Source organism: Mycobacterium sp. NPDC050441, from assembly GCF_040655355.1.
Classification (GTDB): Bacteria; Actinomycetota; Actinomycetes; order Mycobacteriales; family Mycobacteriaceae; genus Mycobacterium.
Genome location: NZ_JBFAJS010000001.1, coordinates 716428 through 733468 on the forward strand (window position 1 = coordinate 716428; position 17041 = coordinate 733468).

At 60.5% G+C, this 17041-nt stretch carries 16 protein-coding genes and 1 pseudogene; 9 read left to right on the forward strand and 8 right to left on the reverse strand.

Annotated features, from left to right (window positions below; all coding sequences use genetic code 11):
• Nucleotides 1-107: 107 nt before the first annotated feature.
• Complete coding sequence (locus tag AB0I14_RS03640; protein WP_358015945.1) at nt 108-1874, reverse strand: alpha/beta hydrolase fold domain-containing protein; 1767 nt, start codon at nt 1872-1874, stop codon at nt 108-110.
• Between the two features lie 708 nt (nt 1875-2582).
• Here AB0I14_RS03640 and AB0I14_RS03645 point away from each other — a divergent pair.
• Nucleotides 2583-3404, forward strand: a complete 822-nt coding sequence (locus tag AB0I14_RS03645; protein WP_358015948.1) for a mycofactocin-coupled SDR family oxidoreductase — start codon at nt 2583-2585, stop codon at nt 3402-3404.
• A 206-nt stretch (nt 3405-3610) separates the two neighbouring features.
• Here the strand turns inward: AB0I14_RS03645 and AB0I14_RS03650 are convergent, their stop codons facing one another.
• Nucleotides 3611-4213, reverse strand: coding sequence for a TetR/AcrR family transcriptional regulator (locus tag AB0I14_RS03650; RefSeq protein ID WP_358015951.1), 603 nt, complete (start codon nt 4211-4213; stop codon nt 3611-3613).
• A gap of 182 nt (nt 4214-4395) precedes the next feature.
• Between AB0I14_RS03650 and AB0I14_RS03655 the strand changes: the two genes are divergently transcribed.
• The 6 genes from AB0I14_RS03655 (at nt 4396) to AB0I14_RS03680 (ending at nt 9875) form a co-directional block, all read left to right on the forward strand.
• Nucleotides 4396-5184 carry an SDR family oxidoreductase gene (locus AB0I14_RS03655; protein ID WP_358015954.1) on the forward strand — a complete coding sequence of 263 codons (789 nt, stop codon included), beginning with the start codon at nt 4396-4398 and terminating at the stop codon, nt 5182-5184.
• 16 nt (nt 5185-5200) lie between these two features.
• The gene (locus AB0I14_RS03660; RefSeq protein ID WP_358016763.1) at nt 5201-6274 is read left to right on the forward strand and encodes a dihydrodipicolinate reductase; all 1074 of its coding nucleotides are present in this window, start codon (nt 5201-5203) and stop codon (nt 6272-6274) included.
• Between the two features lie 267 nt (nt 6275-6541).
• The gene (locus AB0I14_RS03665; RefSeq protein WP_358015956.1) at nt 6542-7600 is read left to right on the forward strand and encodes a dihydrodipicolinate reductase; all 1059 of its coding nucleotides are present in this window, start codon (nt 6542-6544) and stop codon (nt 7598-7600) included.
• 12 nt (nt 7601-7612) lie between these two features.
• Nucleotides 7613-8668, forward strand: a complete 1056-nt coding sequence (locus AB0I14_RS03670) for a dihydrodipicolinate reductase (RefSeq protein WP_358015959.1) — start codon at nt 7613-7615, stop codon at nt 8666-8668.
• A complete protein-coding gene (locus AB0I14_RS03675) occupies nt 8665-9090 on the forward strand; it encodes a hypothetical protein (RefSeq protein ID WP_358015961.1) in 426 nt (141 codons plus the stop codon). The genes AB0I14_RS03670 and AB0I14_RS03675 overlap by 4 nt, the downstream gene beginning before the upstream one ends.
• Before the next feature lie 509 nt (nt 9091-9599).
• Entirely contained in the window at nt 9600-9875 is a 276-nt protein-coding gene (locus AB0I14_RS03680; RefSeq protein ID WP_358015964.1) for a hypothetical protein, read from the forward strand.
• 29 nt (nt 9876-9904) lie between these two features.
• Here the strand turns inward: AB0I14_RS03680 and AB0I14_RS03685 are convergent, their stop codons facing one another.
• The 6 genes from AB0I14_RS03685 to AB0I14_RS03710 form a co-directional block, all read right to left on the reverse strand.
• Nucleotides 9905-10867: a zinc-binding alcohol dehydrogenase family protein gene (locus AB0I14_RS03685; protein WP_358015967.1), complete on the reverse strand. Its 963-nt coding sequence runs from the start codon at nt 10865-10867 to the stop codon at nt 9905-9907.
• A 172-nt stretch (nt 10868-11039) separates the two neighbouring features.
• On the reverse strand, nt 11040-11462 hold the full coding sequence (locus AB0I14_RS03690) for a nuclear transport factor 2 family protein (RefSeq protein ID WP_301682141.1): 423 nt from the start codon (nt 11460-11462) through the stop codon (nt 11040-11042).
• 374 nt (nt 11463-11836) lie between these two features.
• Nucleotides 11837-12295 (reverse strand): VOC family protein, encoded by a 459-nt coding sequence (locus AB0I14_RS03695; protein ID WP_301682140.1) that lies wholly within the window; start codon nt 12293-12295, stop codon nt 11837-11839.
• A complete protein-coding gene (locus AB0I14_RS03700; RefSeq protein WP_358015970.1) occupies nt 12295-13479 on the reverse strand; it encodes a sulfotransferase in 1185 nt (394 codons plus the stop codon). The genes AB0I14_RS03695 and AB0I14_RS03700 overlap by 1 nt, the downstream gene beginning before the upstream one ends.
• A gap of 30 nt (nt 13480-13509) precedes the next feature.
• Nucleotides 13510-14256, reverse strand: a complete 747-nt coding sequence (locus AB0I14_RS03705; protein WP_301682138.1) for an SDR family oxidoreductase — start codon at nt 14254-14256, stop codon at nt 13510-13512.
• Nucleotides 14253-15497: an alkyl sulfatase dimerization domain-containing protein gene (locus AB0I14_RS03710; RefSeq protein ID WP_358015973.1), complete on the reverse strand. Its 1245-nt coding sequence runs from the start codon at nt 15495-15497 to the stop codon at nt 14253-14255. The genes AB0I14_RS03705 and AB0I14_RS03710 overlap by 4 nt, the downstream gene beginning before the upstream one ends.
• 483 nt (nt 15498-15980) lie before the next feature.
• On the opposite strand from AB0I14_RS03710, the gene AB0I14_RS03715 reads away from it, so the two are divergent.
• Together AB0I14_RS03715 and AB0I14_RS03720 are read left to right on the forward strand one after the other, a co-directional pair.
• Nucleotides 15981-16634: a TetR/AcrR family transcriptional regulator gene (locus tag AB0I14_RS03715; RefSeq protein WP_301685157.1), complete on the forward strand. Its 654-nt coding sequence runs from the start codon at nt 15981-15983 to the stop codon at nt 16632-16634.
• A gap of 181 nt (nt 16635-16815) precedes the next feature.
• Nucleotides 16816-16994: pseudogene (locus tag AB0I14_RS03720) on the forward strand (dihydrodipicolinate reductase); the annotation flags it as partial.
• Nucleotides 16995-17041 lie beyond the last annotated feature (47 nt).

Here is a 17041-nt window from a genome sequence, read left to right on the forward strand (position 1 = left end):
CTCGCGAATATTACTGGCGTTCACACTTTTTGACTAGCTACAACCGAACGAGGAGTGCGGCGAAGCCAAGTCCTGTCGCCGGCCTAGCCTGGCGACGCTGGCAACATTCACGTGTTGTCGCCGTCCCCTGCTATTCCCAGGTGTTCGTAAATGCCGGGCCGTTCGGCGATGGCATCGGGCAGGAAAGCGAAGATCACCCAGTCATGGATTGCACCGTTGCGGAGTTCAAACTCGAAGTCGGTACCCGGTGTGGATGCGGCCCGCTGCTGTAAGACCAGTACGTCCGGCGCACGCATATCCAGGGACCCTGTGTAGACGGTAGTTGGCGGAAGCCCTTCCAGGGAGCCATACAGCGGGCTCGCGATAGGGTTCTTCGTACCGTCCGGATCGTCTGGCGTGCCAAGACCTGCGGCCCACAGCTTGGCGTAATTCCGCGAAGACGCGGCGCTGAGAAGTGGATCGTCAACCAGGGCGATGTTTGGGTTGGACATGCTGAGATCCAGGAATGGTGAGATGAGAACCATGTGGCCAGGCAGTGTTTGGCTTAGGCAGGTCTCATCGCCGTCGCAACGCCGCACGAGTTCTTGTGCCGCGGCCAACGCAATGGTGCCGCCCACGGAATCGCCGAGGACGCTGACGTTGTCCGCCCCGTGTTCGGCTACCTGGTCGGCAATGAAATCGGCCATGGTCGGCACGACCGTCTTGGCCGTCCCTCCGGTGCCTTCGGCGTTGGCCAGCGGATAGAGCGGGACAACCACCGTAGCGCCGGTGTCGCGCGCCATGTCGGTGTATGTCCACCACTGAAAGATGTTGACTTGTGAGACGAAAGCGCCTCCATGGACTGCGACCACGACCTTGCCGGATGGGTTGGCCGGGGTGAGCGTCCACACTTTCCATCCGTCATACTCGCTGCTGCTCACAGTGAGTCCGTGGGTCAGGAAGAAAGGCGGGGTGCCATCGGAGATGAATGGAATCGACGCGCTCGAGCCGGTCAGCTCGATTCCTGCCAGGCGAAGGATGGGGTTGACCAGCCGCAACCCGCCGACGAAGAGCTGCTCTACGAGGGAAGGCTGACCGGTGAAGGCTGGTGCGTCTGCTGCGGCGAGCGGCGAATCCGGATACGGCACACGCGCGACAATACCTAGCTGGTCGAAGATGTTCGGCTTGACGGCTTGGTGATCGACGAGTAGAGACGTCGCCCAGTCACGAATTTGGCTCCCTCCGACCATAAGAGCTCGATTGGTGTCGCCACTCTGCGTAGGAATCAAGTTGTGCAGGAGGGTGCCGTCCAGCGCGAAGCTGGACGTGCCTCCTGAGGTCCAGGTTGCCGGAAGTTCGGCGGCGAGTCCATCGACTGCTCCTGCCATGATGTCGGTGGCGTCTGCCGGGACGTGATGGATCAGATTTGTGGAGAGGCTGCTGGTTGGGCTCAGAGCTGGCCATGCAGGCACGTTCCCGCCGAGTGCAAAGTCGGTACCCGGCTTGACGATTGCTTGCCCAATCGGTGTCGCAGTATCGATAGCTACATCGTCCCTTTTCATATTCGCCCTAGATGCGGTCGGATCGAACTCGCGTCGGGCGACAGCAAGGAGAGTCCACAGCGCCGGCGATTGGGCGGGCGCTTCCGGTTTTCCGGTGACAGACAGCGCGGTCAGGACCGCCCTAGGCGGACTAGCAACTGGCGTGATGCCGCTGTTGAGCGAGGATGCTGGAGCCTGCGCGGGCAGCAACTGCGATTCAGCAGCGACTGCACTGTTTCTCACTGGTGCAGGTGGGATGACGGTTTCTGCAGGTGGTGCTTCCAGCCTGGTGAGTGTCGTCAGTACTGGGGGCTTGCCCGCCTTGATCCGGGTGGCAGAAACTGCTGTGTTCATCGCGGACTGCAGGCCCGATTGACCGCTGGCGACCGAGGAGCGCCTTGATCGTCTCTCGTTGTGAGGGGCAAGTGCTGCTGCGGGTTTCTTTGTCCAACCATGGCTCTCACTGTCACCACTGCGGGGCGGCCGGGGTCCTTGCTTGGTAGCGCCTGGTTTCGTCGGCGACCCACTGGTCGGTGTCTCACCCCCGTCATCGTTACTTAGCTCGGCCGACAATTCGGGCCGTTGCCGCAGGGGGACTCCAGATGCAGGTGGAATCGTCTTCCCAAAGCCGGGCAGGGCATTCATTCCACTCACGTTTGCCTGGACGCGCAGTGTGGGCCTTCTGGTAGTCGACTTTGATTCTGAGGGTGGCGATTTCATCTTCGATACGTTGGGCGCAGACGACGAGGACGTCTCCCCGCCGGTATCGGCCCGTGCCCAGCCGCACCCGTACCCCGTCATGACTGCGGCCCCTATACCAAGCGCAGCCGCCAGAACACCAACTCGACCAACATTCGTCGCTGCCATGTTATGGGTATATCCGAACAACGGACGGCGCATAGGTGGTTTGAGAAATTTTATATACGGTATCGTGTACTTAGTGCCGGATCGCCCACACTTGGGATCGCATCCCCTGAAGACGTCGTGGTGCTCAGTCCGGTTGTCCGCGAATCGTGCGGGCATTGCTATCGCAGCCATATCCGACCGAAGGGAAGAGCCATAGTGGCAGATCGTCTGGCGGGAAAAGTTGCCTTTATCACCGGCGCCGCACGTGGACAGGGACGCGCGCATGCGGTTCGAATGGCCCGCGAGGGGGCCGATGTGATCGCCGTCGATATAGCCGGCAAGCTGCCGCCTTGCGTGCCATATGATTCCGCGACCACCGACGATCTCGCAGAGACGGTGGAGCTGGTCGAAGCCACGGGGCGTCAGATCATCGCTTCGGTTGTCGACGTCCGTGATTTTGATGGAATGCAGCGAGCGGTTCGCGGCGGTGTTCTCGCACTTGGCCGCCTTGACATCATTGTTGCGAACGCTGGTGTCTCGGCGCCTCAGGCATGGGATGCCATCACGCCGGAGGATTTCCGTGACGTGATCGACATCAACGTGACCGGCACATGGAACACGGTGATGGCCGGTGCTTCGAAGATCGTCGAAGGCGGCAGGGGCGGGTCGATCGTATTGATCAGTTCTGCCGCGGGAATCAAAATGCAACCATTCATGGTCCACTACACATCCAGCAAGCATGCCGTCACCGGCATGGCACGAGCTTTTGCTGCCGAGTTGGGCAGGCACTCGATCCGGGTGAACAGCGTGCATCCCGGTCCGGTCAACAGTGCGATGGGTACCGGGGACATGGTTACCGCGCTGACACGGGCGAGCGAATCCAACCCGCAACTTGCCCACATGTTGACTCCGTTTCTCCCCAGTTGGGTTGCCGACCCTGAGGACATCGCCGACGCTGTCGCATGGCTCGCCAGCAACGAGTCACGAAACGTGACCGCGGCAAGCATTTCGGTCGATCAAGGCTCGACTCAGTATTGATGCCTTATCCACGAATCACGGTGGACTGCTGAACTTTTCGGGTTATGCATCGGTGCGAATGCGGGAGCACGGCAGTCCGCATGATCGGTGACCACTAACGCAGCAACGCACACGACATGGCCGGTGTCGGTGGTGTCCGGTCCGCGTTTGCGGACCGGTGTCGTAGACGGATCCCCTGTGCCATCCTCAGCAGGCTGGGGGCTCCACTAGCCGATGCCGAGACCGCATAGTGTTCGGCATACGTAATCCTTGAGCATTTCGCTCTGCGTAGGCCAGTCGTGCGTGGTGACTAACAGGGCGTAGAGGCCAAGCAGGAAGAAGACAGCGCTGTTCATCGAATCTACATGGGGTGCCGCTTCCCCGAGCGCTTGAGCGCGCTCAATCTCGCGGGCGATCAGAACGATCATTGAGTGATCCTGGGCGTGCTCGGCGGCCGGTCGTGTCGGTGAAAAATGCAGGGCAAGAAAGTCTTTGAATAGAGCCGCACCAAGTCGGTGCTCAAGGCCTCTGACCAAGCGGATTGTCTCTGTCAACTTGGCATCCAAGCTGCTGGCAGAGTTCACGTAGCGGGCGAACCGCTTGCTGATCCGCTCCTCCTCGCGCCGCTCCAGCTCCAGCAGTACATGTTCCTTCGTCGGAAAATGAAAAAAGAAGGTGCCATGAGCAACCCCGGCCGCAGAGACAATGGCGCCGACATCTGCCGCGGCCACGCCCGCACGCTTGAACTCTGCCACGGCCGCTCCCATGAGACGCTCTCGCGTCTGTAGGCGTTTGGCCTGACGCCGCGACAGTTTGTCCGCGACTACCATGAACTGCTCCTGTACGCCGTAGCTGCCAGCAATAGGGCCACGAAGGGCTGTTGACTTAAGTCAACGTAATCGTATACTTACGGCGACACTTCGCGTCGGCCAACCCCTCTCGCGTTTGGCTGATCCCAGTCAGGGTGATCGATGTACCAACAGCGAGTGCAGTCCAGAGGAGGATCGAACTCATGGCCATGGAGCAGTTCAGTCTGGATGGTCAAGTCGCGATCGTTACCGGTGCGGGAAAGGGTGTCGGACAAGGGATTGCGCGGGTTCTGGCCGAGGCCGGCGCGACGGTGGTCGGAACGGCGCGCACGGAGTCGGCCATCGCGAAAACGATCTCCGACATCGAAGACGCCGGGGGCAAAGGGCTGGCACTGGTCGCCGACGCGATGAGTCGTCCCGACGGGGAACGCGTCGTGGAGACAGCCATGGAATATTTCGGCCGCATCGACATACTCGTCAACAATGTTGGCGGCGCAACGTATTCACGCTTCCTGGACATCACCGACGACGACTTCAGGCACACGTTCGACTGGTGTGTCACCTCCGCCTTCATCATGAGTCAGCTCGTAGCGCCCCACATGTTTAATGCCGGCCACGGCTCGATCATCAACATCTCTTCGGGCTCAGCGCGTTTCGGCATTCGCGCCTTGACTGCCTACTGCACCGCCAAGGGCGGGCTCGAAGCCCTCACCCGGGCAATGGCACAGGAACTGGCACCAAAGATCCGAGTCAACGCGATCGCATTGGGTTCGTTCGCCACAGATGGCCTGCAACAGAGCTTAGACCTGATGCCCGGCTCACTGGAACAGATGAAGGAAAACACGCCACTTCACCGGCTCGGCGACGTAGAGGATCTCGGTCGGCTGACGGTCTACCTCAGCACCCGTGACTGCTACGCAACCAACGCGATCTTCCATGTCGACGGAGGCATCGAGTCCAACAACTCACCACTTCCGATTCCCGACTACTAAGCCAGAAAGACAGCAGATGCGAAGAGTGGTGCAGTTTTCCACAGGCAATGTCGGTCGCCATTCATTGCAGGCGATCATCGGCCGGCCCGATTTGGAGCTGGTGGGCGTCCATGCCGCCAGTCCAGACAAGATAGGCGAAGATGCAGCCGATCTGGCTGGCTGGTACGAGCCAACCGGGGTTATCGCGACCGATGACATCGATGCGCTGATCGCATTGGAACCCGATTGCGTGGTCTACACCGCCCAGGGCGAAACCCGGCCAATGGAAGCTATCGCGCAGATGTCGAAGTTCCTTGCCGCCGGTATCAACGTCGCAGCCACCTCGATGGTGTGGCTGGTGGCCCCTCATCAGGTCGATGATTGGCTGCGAGTCCCACTCGACGCGGCCTGTGACACCGGAAACTCCTCGCTGTACGTCAACGGCATCGATCCAGGATTCTCGGGCGATACCGAGGTACACAGTGCGCTCAGCCTGGTTACTCGCGCCAGGTCAATCACCGTCCAGGAGATCTTCGACTACTCCAATTACGACGACTATGAGTTCACCGGAAAGACAATGGGCTTCGGGATGACCGCCGACGACGACGCGCCGATGCTCTTCCTACCAGGCGTCATCACTTCAATGTGGGGCGGCCCGGTTCGCAACCTGGCCGGACAGCTCGGCGTCGAACTCGACGAAGTTCGTCAGCGCACCGAGCCGTGGTACACCGACCAGCGCATCGAATGCAAGATGGCCACTGTCGAACCAGGCCAGATGGCCGCGGCCCGATTCGCGGTAGAAGGGATCCGTGACGGAGCCCCAGTGATCACGATGGAGCACATCAACAGACTCACCCCGGCCTCAGCACCTGAGTGGGAGTACCCACCGGACAACCAGGTTGGCGTCCACCGCGTCGTCGTTGAAGGTGACCCTCGCGTCGAGATCAATACGCACGTCTCTCATCCAGTGCTCGACTCCACCGATGCGGGATGCATCTCTACTGCGGCGCGAGTTGTCAACGCGATCGACTGGATATGCTGCGCCCCAAAGGGATTGATCTCCATCGAGGACATTCCGCCGACTGACCTCATACGTGGGCTGATGTGGTGAATCAACCCTGACTCGAGAATTGTCCGGTTGATTGCGACCCATCAATAGGGAGGATTGCAATGGGTTGGGTTTGGGAGATTCTCCGTTGCGCCGCGGCCGGGGGTACAGGCCTGATCATGGTTCTGGGGGTGATGTTCTCCAGCCTCGGCACCGTCTGAGCGTTCGTCCGCGACCTCGCTGGGCTGACCGGCAGGCCTCTGCAGGTGCCGGACTCCTCACTTCACTTGCCGCTGACCCCGCGTACGAAGGAACGGAAGGAAATCCCCAATGACCTACCGCATCGTTCAATGGACGACCGGAAACGTCGGTAAGAAGTCGGTGCACGCGATCGCCGCCAACCCCACATTGCAGCTCGTCGGCTGTTACGCATGGTCGCCCGAAAAAGTCGGGCAGGATGTCGGCGAAATGTGCGGAATCGAACCGCTCGGCGTGAAGGCTAGCGACGACATCGACGCACTACTCGCGCTCAAACCCGATTGTGTGGTTTACAACCCGATGTTCGCTAACGTAGACGAACTAGTCGAGATTCTCAGCGCAGGCATCAACGTCGTGGCCACCGCGGGATTCATCACAGGACACTTCCTCGGTTCGGGCCGCGAGCGCATTGCAGAAGCGTGTGAATCAGGTGGTGCCACCATCTTCGGCAGCGGTATCAATCCTGGATTCATCCAGCTCTTCGCCATCGTCTCAGCGGGCCTTTCCGATCGGGTCGACAAGATCTCCACACTGGAATCCATTGATACGACTATCTACAACTCGCCTGCCACCGAAATTCCCATGGGTTTCGGGTACCCCATCGACCAACCGGATCTTCGCGCCATCACCGAGAGCGGTTCGGGCATTTTCCGCGATGGTGTGCTCCTGGTCGCCGACGCCCTCGGCATCGAGCTCGACGACGTGCGTTGCGACGTCGAGTATGCACAGGCCACCGAGGATCTCCATCTACCGGGTGACTGGACGATTTCCCAAGGCTGCGTCGCAGGAATCGACGTCCGATGGAAAGGCATTGTCGGCGACCGTGAGGTCATCGAGATCGGCGGGCAGTGGCGCAAAGGCCAATCCCTGGAACCGGATTGGCCACTGCACATGGGATACACCGTCGAAGTGCACGGCAGACCGACAATCAAGACGACACTGAGTTTCCTGCCGCCGCCGGACTTTAAGGGTGAATCGTTGAACGACTACATCATGCTGGGCTTGACCATCACTGCTATGCCGGCGATCACCGCGATACCTGCCGTGGTTGCCGCACCTGCGGGCATTGCGACGTACAACGATCTACCACTACTAGTTCCGCGCGGAGTGCTCCGTGTCGGCTCGAGCTAGGAAGGGCTGCCGATGGCTGAAAGACAGTACCGAGTCATCCAGTGGATGACAGGGGACGTCGGAGAGGCGGCTATACGACACTTCGCGGATAATCCAGTGTTCGATCTGGTCGGTGTGCTGGTGCACAACCCTGACAAAGTTGGCAAGGATGCCGGCGAGATTACCGGGATCGCACCGACAGGTGTCATCGCCACCGATGACATCGACGCGATCGTGGCGCTCGATGCTGACTGTGTTTTCTACACACCCCTATTAATGGATGTCAGCCAGGTGTGCCGACTGCTGCGCGGCGGCAAAAACGTCGTCACCACCAGTGGGTTCTTCCATCCGACGCCGGACTTCGCCGAGGACGGCGCCAAGATCCGCGCTGCCTGTCAGGAAGGTGCAACATCGTTTCATGGAGGCGGTATTCACCCCGGCTTTGCCGGCGACGTACTGCCTCTCACGCTCGCTCGGGTCGTCAGCAGAGTAGACCGGATCCAGGTGTACGAAGTCGTCAATGTCCTCACCGATGCACCGCTGGATCACATCGACTCGTTGGGCTTCGGCAAAGAGAAGGGTAAGTTCCTCTCAGAGCCAACGATTCTCGGTCTCGGCGTCCCGTTCTTCGCCCAGTCGATGGCCATGATCGCAGACGGCCTTCATGTGAAGATCGACGAGGTGACCTCAGGCGTGAAAGCTGCCATCGCGACGGAGGACATACCGCACAGTCTCGGAGCGATACCCCAGGGCACTGTGGCCGCTCAGCATCACGAATGGACGGCATGGGTCGAGGGTCGGCCGCTCATCGTCTTTCACGCGATCTACACCACAGCCGGTGCCGGCGCACTGGAGCCAGCCTGGGATTGGGGCAAGACACGGTACCGGATCGTGATCGCAGGAGATCCGTCGACTGAGCTGACGCTCGAAGGCACTGATCAACCGGACGGCGCTGTTGCGCATCCGGGCTACAACTGGACCGCGATGAGTGCAATCAACGCAATTCCCGATGTCTGCGATGCTGCGCCCGGGTGGCTCACCCACTTCGATCTCGGCCTGGTCAAACCCCGTGGTTTGGTGCGGAAATGACCGACACCCCCGGAGAACCGCGGCTTCATCACGTCGTTTGCGCGGTGGCGCGGCAGCAGCACGATGCAGTGGCCGAGTTGTTCACCGATCTCGGTTTCGTCTTCGAGATCCTCGAACTGAACGAACTCGGGTTACATGTCCATCTGGACTGGAAGCGGGGTATCGAGCTCGTCAGCCCGATCAGCGAATCAACAGCGCCCGTCGCCAACTCGGTGCGACAGTTCCTCGACAGCAATGGCAACGGCATCTACACCGTGGTGCTGCGACTTCCCGACGCCGCGGCAGCCGAATCCATCGCGGAACGCTACAGCGCGACCACACGCTTTCGGCAGAGCTTCTCGGGCAACGGCTCGTTCCTCGACGAGATCGACTCGTCGGTGTTCGGCCTCCCCTTGACGTTTCTGTCAACCAACGTGCAGTAATCGTCAGGCGGAAAAGGAGATACATGACAATACGAACCGCTGCGACTGCCGCATTCGACGCGCCTACCAATACTCGGCCTGCCATCCCCGGAACTCCGCGCGACGTCTGCCCCCGGGCCCGAAACCCGCGCGGTTAGGCCCGGATCGAAATCGCCCATGATGTCCGGAAGTCCTGTCCTACGCGCTCGCCCACGCCATCTCCGTGATCCCACGGCATACTCACCTGCGGAGGCAGTGTGCGTGACCGACTCGGTGCGAAGTTGGCGAGATCAACCTCACCGAGGCCCGTCAATGCTTACACCGACTGCCGAGACCGATACTCGGCACGGGCAGAGGCGCCAGTATGCCGATCGAGATCGGCACCTGCGCACGTGATCTTTTGTCACCAACGCTCGAAAGGAACACGAAAGTGAGTGCCAGCGACGTTATCGCCATCACCGGAGCCAGCGGGCACGTCGGCCCTATCGTCAGCAATCTCCTCAGCTCGGCCGACGCCAGAACACGCCTGGTTGTACAACCTTACCGGCCCGGAAGCAATAACCCTGGCCCAGGTCGCGCACACGATCACTGAGATCAACGGGCGCGCAACGACATACCAGCAGGAGACCATCGAGGAGGCTTACGCCTCGCGGCGACCCTATGGTGTGCCCGAATGGCAACTGGATGCGTGGGTTTCGACCTACACCGCGATCGCCGCCGGCGAGCTTGCTCTCGTGACCGACACCGTCGAGCGCCTCACCGGCTCTTCACCGCAGAAGCTCATGGAACTGCTCGGACGGTCATGACGCGAAGCAACGACGCGCTTCGTCTGTCGTCAGCCCACGGGCACGATCACGACCCGTCCGAACGGTCGCCCGAACTCGGCGTAGCGGTGGGCCGCGGCGGCATCGTCGAGCCGGAATCTCCGATCGATCGGCATGGTCAGGTCACCCTCTGCGGCCCGCTGCAAGCAGTGCTCGACGATGGTCCTGGCGCGCGGCAGGTGCATTTCGGTGCCAAACGAGATTCCCGAGATGGTGAGCAGGCGCGAGATTAGGTCCATGTAGGACAGGATCGGCTGCCCAGCGCTCATGCCAACTGCTGAGACCCGACCCCGTCGACGGAGTGCACCGAACAGTACAGGTAGGTCCGCCCCGCCCGCCATGTCGACCATGAGGTCGACGCCTACGCCATCGGTGATGGCCAGAACAGATGCCGGGGTGTCGTCGGTGGAGTAGTTCACCACGTGGTCCGCACCAACTCTGCACAGTTGTCGCCCTTGCTCGTCGGAGGATGAGGTGGCGATGACGCTGGCACCTGCCGACTTGGCCAGTTGGATGGCGGCGATGCCCACTCCTCCGGCGGCGCCGCGGACTAGCACTGTTTGTCCCGTTGTCAGTTTCCCAAACTCGAACAAGGCATCGTGGGCGGTACCAAAGGCCACCGGGATGGTGGCAGCGACCTCGATGGACAGATCGTTTGGCACAGCGTATACGAAATCTACTGGTACTGACCAGAACTCAGCATGCGAGCCACTCCAGTTGAAGGCCGTGACCCGCTGACCGATGACGAATCTCTGCACCCCAATACCTACCGCACGCACCACACCGGCGGCAGCGTAGCCCACCACATGCGGCTCGGCGGCTGCCACTAGTCGACGGTGGCGAATGTCACCACCTTCGACGCTGATCGCCTCGACTGCAATCAGGACATCGCCAGGTCCCACAACGGGATCGGCGATGTCTTGATACCGAAGTACCTCTGGGTCACCATTGGTCTCATAAACTGCGGCCTTCAACGTTCCTGCTCCTCGCACGTCGCAACACGGCACTGGCCGTGGGTCGAACTGACAGAGCTGACAACGCTGCACCGCTGCCGCTCGCGCACGGACATCCCAGCCAGCACGTGGTCCCCGCTGAAACCCACCCGGCTTGGGCAGACGATCTCACATAGCCTCGCTCGGTCTCCAGTCAGAATCCCTGGCCAGCACCAGTAACCGGTGGGCCTGAGTAATGGACGTGCACCAGTTTCCAGTCTTCACCAGTTGAGATGAAGACCTGACTTTCGCGGCCTCGTGTCCGAAGCGTCTCCCCGTTGTCGACTCTTAGCGCGACGAACGTCCACTCAAATTCGACGACCGCGGCGGCATTCTCATAGATGGTGATGCGTGGTTCACCGTCGAGGCGCAGCGAGCGTTGACTGAATGTGGCACCCATCGTGATGCCGTAGAAGTTCTTCGCGACCTCATGCCAGCCATACTCATGACCGCGTGGATGGATGAACGACACCCGATCACTGGTTTCCCACACCGCCTCGGCCCCCTCGGTGTCGGCCGCATCGATCGATGTCAGATACGCGTCAATCTTCCGACGAAGAACTTCCTCAGCACTCATTTGGATCCCTTCTGCGTTATAGCCCGCAGCTGCGGGACGGGGAACGGGGATGAATTGCGCAATCGCACGGTAATCCAGATCAGATGGGTACACGTCTCGGCTTGCCCCTCGGATGCTGGACATGGTCATATCGCGCGAACAATCGGGCCGTCTCGCGGCCCATTTCCATCACGAATCCAGGTCTCTAGTCGATGACGAGCTGAGATCGCTGTTGAGCAAGTTTCGTTGCACTGTAGGCGCTTCGACGAATGCGCCAGTCGCAGGCTGCAGCTGGCCAAAGCTCCGACCGCACTGCGGCAATCAATGCCAGCCTGCTGGTCGGACCAACTACTAGGCGCATCTGCCACACAACAGACAATACGCGTACCGCGCATTCACCTCCGGTCCGCGGCGGCATTGAGAAACGCAGGCCAATCTGGGAATAGTGCTCGGTTCACAAGCTCAATCCGTATGCCGGCCGGGTCGATGAAGTAAGCGAAAGAGTCGGCGATATCGCCTACCGGTTTGACCTCCAGCTTGAAGCCGGCACTCTCCAGGCGAGTGGATACGGCGGCGATGTCATCGACGAAATAGCCGAGATGGTGTGCTGGGGCTGTCCACGGCGTTCCGGGCACCTCGGCTATCAACTCGATATGCGGCGCCTGCAAGGAGTAGACGAACCGAAAGGGCAAATGGCGTTCGCCCGAACTCGTGACTACCTCAACGGTGTAGTCGATCGGCCGCGTCCACTCGTATCCCGCGCTGGCGGTCAGGCGTTGAGCCGCTACATCGATGTCGGCAGCCACGATTCCGACGTGGTAGCAGTCAGTGGCAGCCAGCGGCGATCCGAGCATCAGGAGGTCTCCTCGAGCTCGATGTCGAAGGCGGCGAGGTATTCGGCGAAAACCGGTTGCAGCTGCTCCACGGTCAGACCGTACTGATCGAGGCTGTACGAGTTGGGCGCAAACCGATTCTGCGGGTGCTCAGCGAGCCATTTGTACATCCTGGACTCAGTCTCGGAATCCAATTCGTCGCCCGCCCAGGCATAGATGCGCCGCATCACGTCCATCGGATCGGCCATCAGCTCGTGGTAATACATGTGAAAGAACCGGTCGTCGCCGATGCGCTCACGGATCCGCAGCGGACGTTCGACGTGGGACTGCATTTGACTCATAGCATTTCGACCGATGGCCGCCAGATCCATAGCGTCGGGTTTCATCACCATGCTCTTGGGCAGCTTCCACAGATTGCACAGCGATCCGGTCGCCTTGTAGGGATCCCGATGCGCCCAGATCAACCGAGCGTCGGGAAACACTGAAAGCAGAGCCTCGACGTGCACCGAGTGCGACGGCATCTTCAGGCTCCACGTTCCCGGCGCCGCCGATTGGAGAACTTGCAAATAACGCTTCTGGTACTCGTACGTGCTGGTCATGTCCGCTTCGTTGATGACCCACCGTGCATAATGCGGCGTCGAGAGGTACGAATCCCAGGACAGTCCTTTGAAATCCTGGGTGTGGATGAACATGCATTCAGTGGGTCCGTCGGCGTCTTCCCAGTGCGGCAGTGGCATATTCGCGTCCTTCACAAACTGCAGGATCTGCTGGCGCTCATCGAGTAGGGCCAAGCAGCGTGGGTCGGTCCGCAATGTGTCAGCGGTAGCTGGTGGCACCGGGTAGATGCACTCCCAGTGCAACAGTGAGCGCCGCGACGTGTCCTGGTCGAGCAGATAGCTGACAACGGTGGTTCCGGTTCGTGGCATTCCCAGCGTGATCAATGGGCGTTCGACGGGCAAGTCGAGCACCTCGGGGTGCTGCTGGATGTAGCTGTGCACCCGCAGCCGGCGGGCAAGCGTATCGACTGCGTCTCCGATGATGCTTTCGCGGCCGTGCGCGGTGAACGCGGACGAAGTGTTGACCTCTTCGAGCAGGAGGTCCAGCCCAGGGCGCCACGAATCCGAGTCAATATCGTGTAGCCCCGTTTTCTGTTGCGCCAACTTGAGGACGTCGTCCGATGATGAGACTGTGGGGAACTCGCTCACTTATCTTGCCTTTCTTGTGGGACGTGCGGCTCAGACGGTGAGGTAGCCGCCATCGACAGCGATGCTGGCGCCGGTGATATACGAGGCGGTCTCGGTGCACAGGAAGAGCACTGCGCCCACGCAATCCTCCGGAGTGCCGGGCCGACCCAACGGCGTGTGGAAACCGATTTCGATGTCGAGGACTTCGGGCATACTCATCGCAGGGTGCGTCATGCGGGTGTCGATCAGGCCGGGAGCGACCGCGTTGACCCGGATGCCGTCGTTCGCCCAGCGTCGAGCGAGATTCATCGTGAGCGCGACTAGTCCCATTTTTGATGAGGCATACCCAGGGACATAAACCGCTGAGCGGAACGCTGACATGGAAACGATGCTGACTACGCTCGCACCGCCCGGCACTCTGCTCGATTGGAGTCGTTCGTAACAGCGCATGGTCAGCCGCATCGGCCCGCACATGTTCTGAGTTACGGAGGCGACATACCCGTCAGGATCGTATTCATCACCGGCCGGATACGGGCCACCGGCATTATTGATCAGTATATCTAGGGCGCCGAGCGAATCCGTCAGGTCGTCAATGGATTTCGGATCTTGAATCTGGCACCGGTGATACGTGAACCCGGAAAGATCGGCGTCGTAGTCTGATGCTGATGCGCGGGTTCCTGTAATAGTCACGGCTGCACCGGCTTTGGCGAACGCGGTGGCGATGCCATTGCCGATACCCGAGGTGCCACCTGTCACCAGTACATCGGATCCAGTAAAATCAAAAGTAGCAGTGTTCATTCCGTAGTCCCCAATTCATTGATGGCGTTAGTGAGCCAGGCCCACTCCCAGAAGTTTTCGGTGTCCCTCAGCAACATCTGATGGGCATCGATGGCAACCCCACGCGCTTCCGGATTGGTCGGCTCCGCTGCAAGAACCAAGTCCGTCAAGTGAAGTGCTTCGACGGGTCGATTGCTTGCGACGTGCCTGCGCGCGGCCCCGATGAGGCTGTCCGCACCAGCAGCAGCCACCACCTCGTGCGCGACCGACGCCGGAGCAACGCCGTACAACTCGGTCGTGGAGCGATGCTGGAACCAGCCGGCGTACATCTCCCAGATCGCCCGAACGTTCCAAGACGTCTTGCCATAGCCTTCACCGACGTCAAACTGCTCAGGTACACGCACTTCACGCATGGCGGTGTAGACATCAGAGCCGGCCGCCATCAGCTCCACGGTGCGGTCGTGCACGGCCTGCATGGCATCACGCATCGCGGTGACCTCTTCCGCGATACGGTCGGCGCCTTCGATCGGGTTGAAGTGACCGGTGATCAGGCGTTCGGGCGCAAACGACAGCACGGTGTTTAGCGACTCGACGTAGAGGAGGGGGTCGCGGTACCGGTCACCGCGGATCGTCATCAGGTTCGGCACATGGCCGAACAGCGGTCCGAAAAGGTTGCCCGTAAAGAGGATTCGATCATCCGGCAGAAACACCACCAGCGAGTCGGTGGTCTCCCCACCAGGCGTCGATGCCAACTCGAAGCGGCGTCCGCCGTATTTCAATTCTAGGCGTCGGTCGAATGTAGTGCTCGGTTCAGGAAAGCTGAAGTCGATAGTCGCCGGATCGACGGTGCCCAAGTATTTCATGATGGCGATGGAGAACTTCTCGAACGCGAACGTCGTCTTGGGCGCCCGGTAGCCGGCGAGTAGTTCGTGGTCGCTGCGCCAATATCGGTAGCTGGAGTGCATCACCACCTCTGTGCCGTCCTCGCGTAGCGAGTTGACCGCTCCCCAGTGGTCGCCATGCCCCTGGGTGACAATGATCGCCCGCGTCGGGCCGGCCACGCCTGCGAACGCTCTCTGGCGCAGCGCTCCTTCGAAGACCAGGCCTGCGTTGACAATCACCCGGCCATCGTCGGTTCCCACGGCGTAGGAATTCGAGACACCAGGCGACATCCAGATGTCGCTGCCAAGCGATATTGCTGGGTCACCCGTGGCAATTTCGAGCGCCTCAGCGCCAGGGCGCTCCCGGTGGATTCCAGCCATTAGATCCCTCGATTCCATCCTCTAATGCGTTAGAGGTCATCCTCTAACGCATTAGAGGTGCTGTCAATGGCTGGTTTCTGCACACCGGATGCGATGGTCGGGACTGGCGCCCGGCAACACCTGGATTGCCTGGTGGGGCAGACGAGATGACCGCCGGTATCCGCGAAGTCAGCGTCGGCGTCGCAAGAAACGATTCACCTGTCGGGTGGAGGCGAGGCGGTGACCGCATCCGTCAGAATGGCGTGACACTGGCTTCACAGCCATCGACGCTGTCCACCACCGCTAGCGCGCGGCTCGATCTCAATGCCCATGCAGCAGCGAGCTTGTGCCGACCCCCCGGAGTCGGTGCGATTTGCGGTATTACACCATGGCACAGTGCCCATGCCTGCATGTGGCCGAGGAGGGCGACCAGGTACGAAACATCGTCCTCGGCACAGTGCAGCGCCACCCATAGACCGCGGTAGCCCCATTACACTGAGCGACATCGCTACACAACGAAAACGCGACGGCCAGAAACGTCGGCGTGAACTATGCGACGCGGCGGTCCAAGTACTGGCCGAGCAGGGATCGCATGGGCTGAGTCATCCCAAGGTAGACCAGCAAGCCGGAGTACCTAGCGGGACGACGTCTTACTACTACCGCACTCGCGCTGCACTGTTGCGCGGCGTCGCCGAACGCGTCGCCGAGATGGACACCGCGAATCTGCAATCGGTGACTGAAGAATCAACCAAGTCCGACTCACCGTTCGGCCGGATCGCGCATCTGGTCATGATGCAGGGCGACGGGGCCGGATTGATGCTCAACAAAGCACGCCAGGAACTGCTGCTGGCCTCCACACGTGACCCTGCGCTGGCGGAGGTTTACCAAGACTTCCTCCCCCACATCATCACCATGTGCCGCGATGCGATCGAGCAGATTCTGCCACCCGAACCGGCGTCCAATCCCGAACTGCTCGACATGCAAAGCACCGCCGTCACGACGTTTATCGGCGGAGTTTATGGCCGCCTCCTCGTCGGGGATCAGACCATCGCCAACGCAGAGCAGCTCGAACGGTTTCTGACAGCTATCGTCAGAGCAGTATCTGCTGAATACAGCGCTACGGCGGGAAAGCGAAAAAGCAAGCGGCATAGTCGATAAAATTGCGGCGACGACTTTGGCCGACAATTCCATGCGCCGATGCAACAGTCGTCGCACTCCGGGGTCTCGGCACAACGTACCTTGCTACATATCACCAACAAAGTGGGCGCAATACCACGATGCGTTCGCAACATTTTGACCAGTAGCAGCATCAGCTTCAGGTCGATGCCGCCGCAAGGCGCTGGGCTCCATTGCGCAGGCGCTCATCGTCCGGCCCGATTTGGAGCTGGTGGGCGTCCATGCCGCCAGTTCGGACAAGATCGGCAAAGATGCAGCCGATCTGGCTGGCACGAGCCAACCGGGATTATCGCGACCGATGACATCGTCGCACTGAAGTCCGATTGCGTGGTCTGCACCGCACCGCTCAGCCTGGTTACTCGCGCCAGGTCAATCACCGTCTAGCCTAA

What these genes read in the sequence shown, in the direction of transcription:
- AB0I14_RS03665 (WP_358015956.1), top strand. Translation starts at nt 6,542, where the DNA reads ATGACCTACCGCATCGTTCAATGGACGACCGGAAACGTCGGTAAGAAG.
- AB0I14_RS03705 (WP_301682138.1), bottom strand. Translation starts at nt 14,256, where the DNA reads ATGAACACTGCTACTTTTGATTTTACTGGATCCGATGTACTGGTGACA.
- AB0I14_RS03695 (WP_301682140.1), bottom strand. Translation starts at nt 12,295, where the DNA reads ATGCTCGGATCGCCGCTGGCTGCCACTGACTGCTACCACGTCGGAATC.
- AB0I14_RS03690 (WP_301682141.1), bottom strand. Translation starts at nt 11,462, where the DNA reads ATGAGTGCTGAGGAAGTTCTTCGTCGGAAGATTGACGCGTATCTGACA.
- AB0I14_RS03660 (WP_358016763.1), top strand. Translation starts at nt 5,201, where the DNA reads ATGCGAAGAGTGGTGCAGTTTTCCACAGGCAATGTCGGTCGCCATTCA.
- AB0I14_RS03650 (WP_358015951.1), bottom strand. Translation starts at nt 4,213, where the DNA reads ATGGTAGTCGCGGACAAACTGTCGCGGCGTCAGGCCAAACGCCTACAG.
- AB0I14_RS03675 (WP_358015961.1), top strand. Translation starts at nt 8,665, where the DNA reads ATGACCGACACCCCCGGAGAACCGCGGCTTCATCACGTCGTTTGCGCG.
- AB0I14_RS03640 (WP_358015945.1), bottom strand. Translation starts at nt 1,874, where the DNA reads ATGAACACAGCAGTTTCTGCCACCCGGATCAAGGCGGGCAAGCCCCCA.
- AB0I14_RS03655 (WP_358015954.1), top strand. Translation starts at nt 4,396, where the DNA reads ATGGCCATGGAGCAGTTCAGTCTGGATGGTCAAGTCGCGATCGTTACC.
- AB0I14_RS03670 (WP_358015959.1), top strand. Translation starts at nt 7,613, where the DNA reads ATGGCTGAAAGACAGTACCGAGTCATCCAGTGGATGACAGGGGACGTC.
- AB0I14_RS03710 (WP_358015973.1), bottom strand. Translation starts at nt 15,497, where the DNA reads ATGGCTGGAATCCACCGGGAGCGCCCTGGCGCTGAGGCGCTCGAAATT.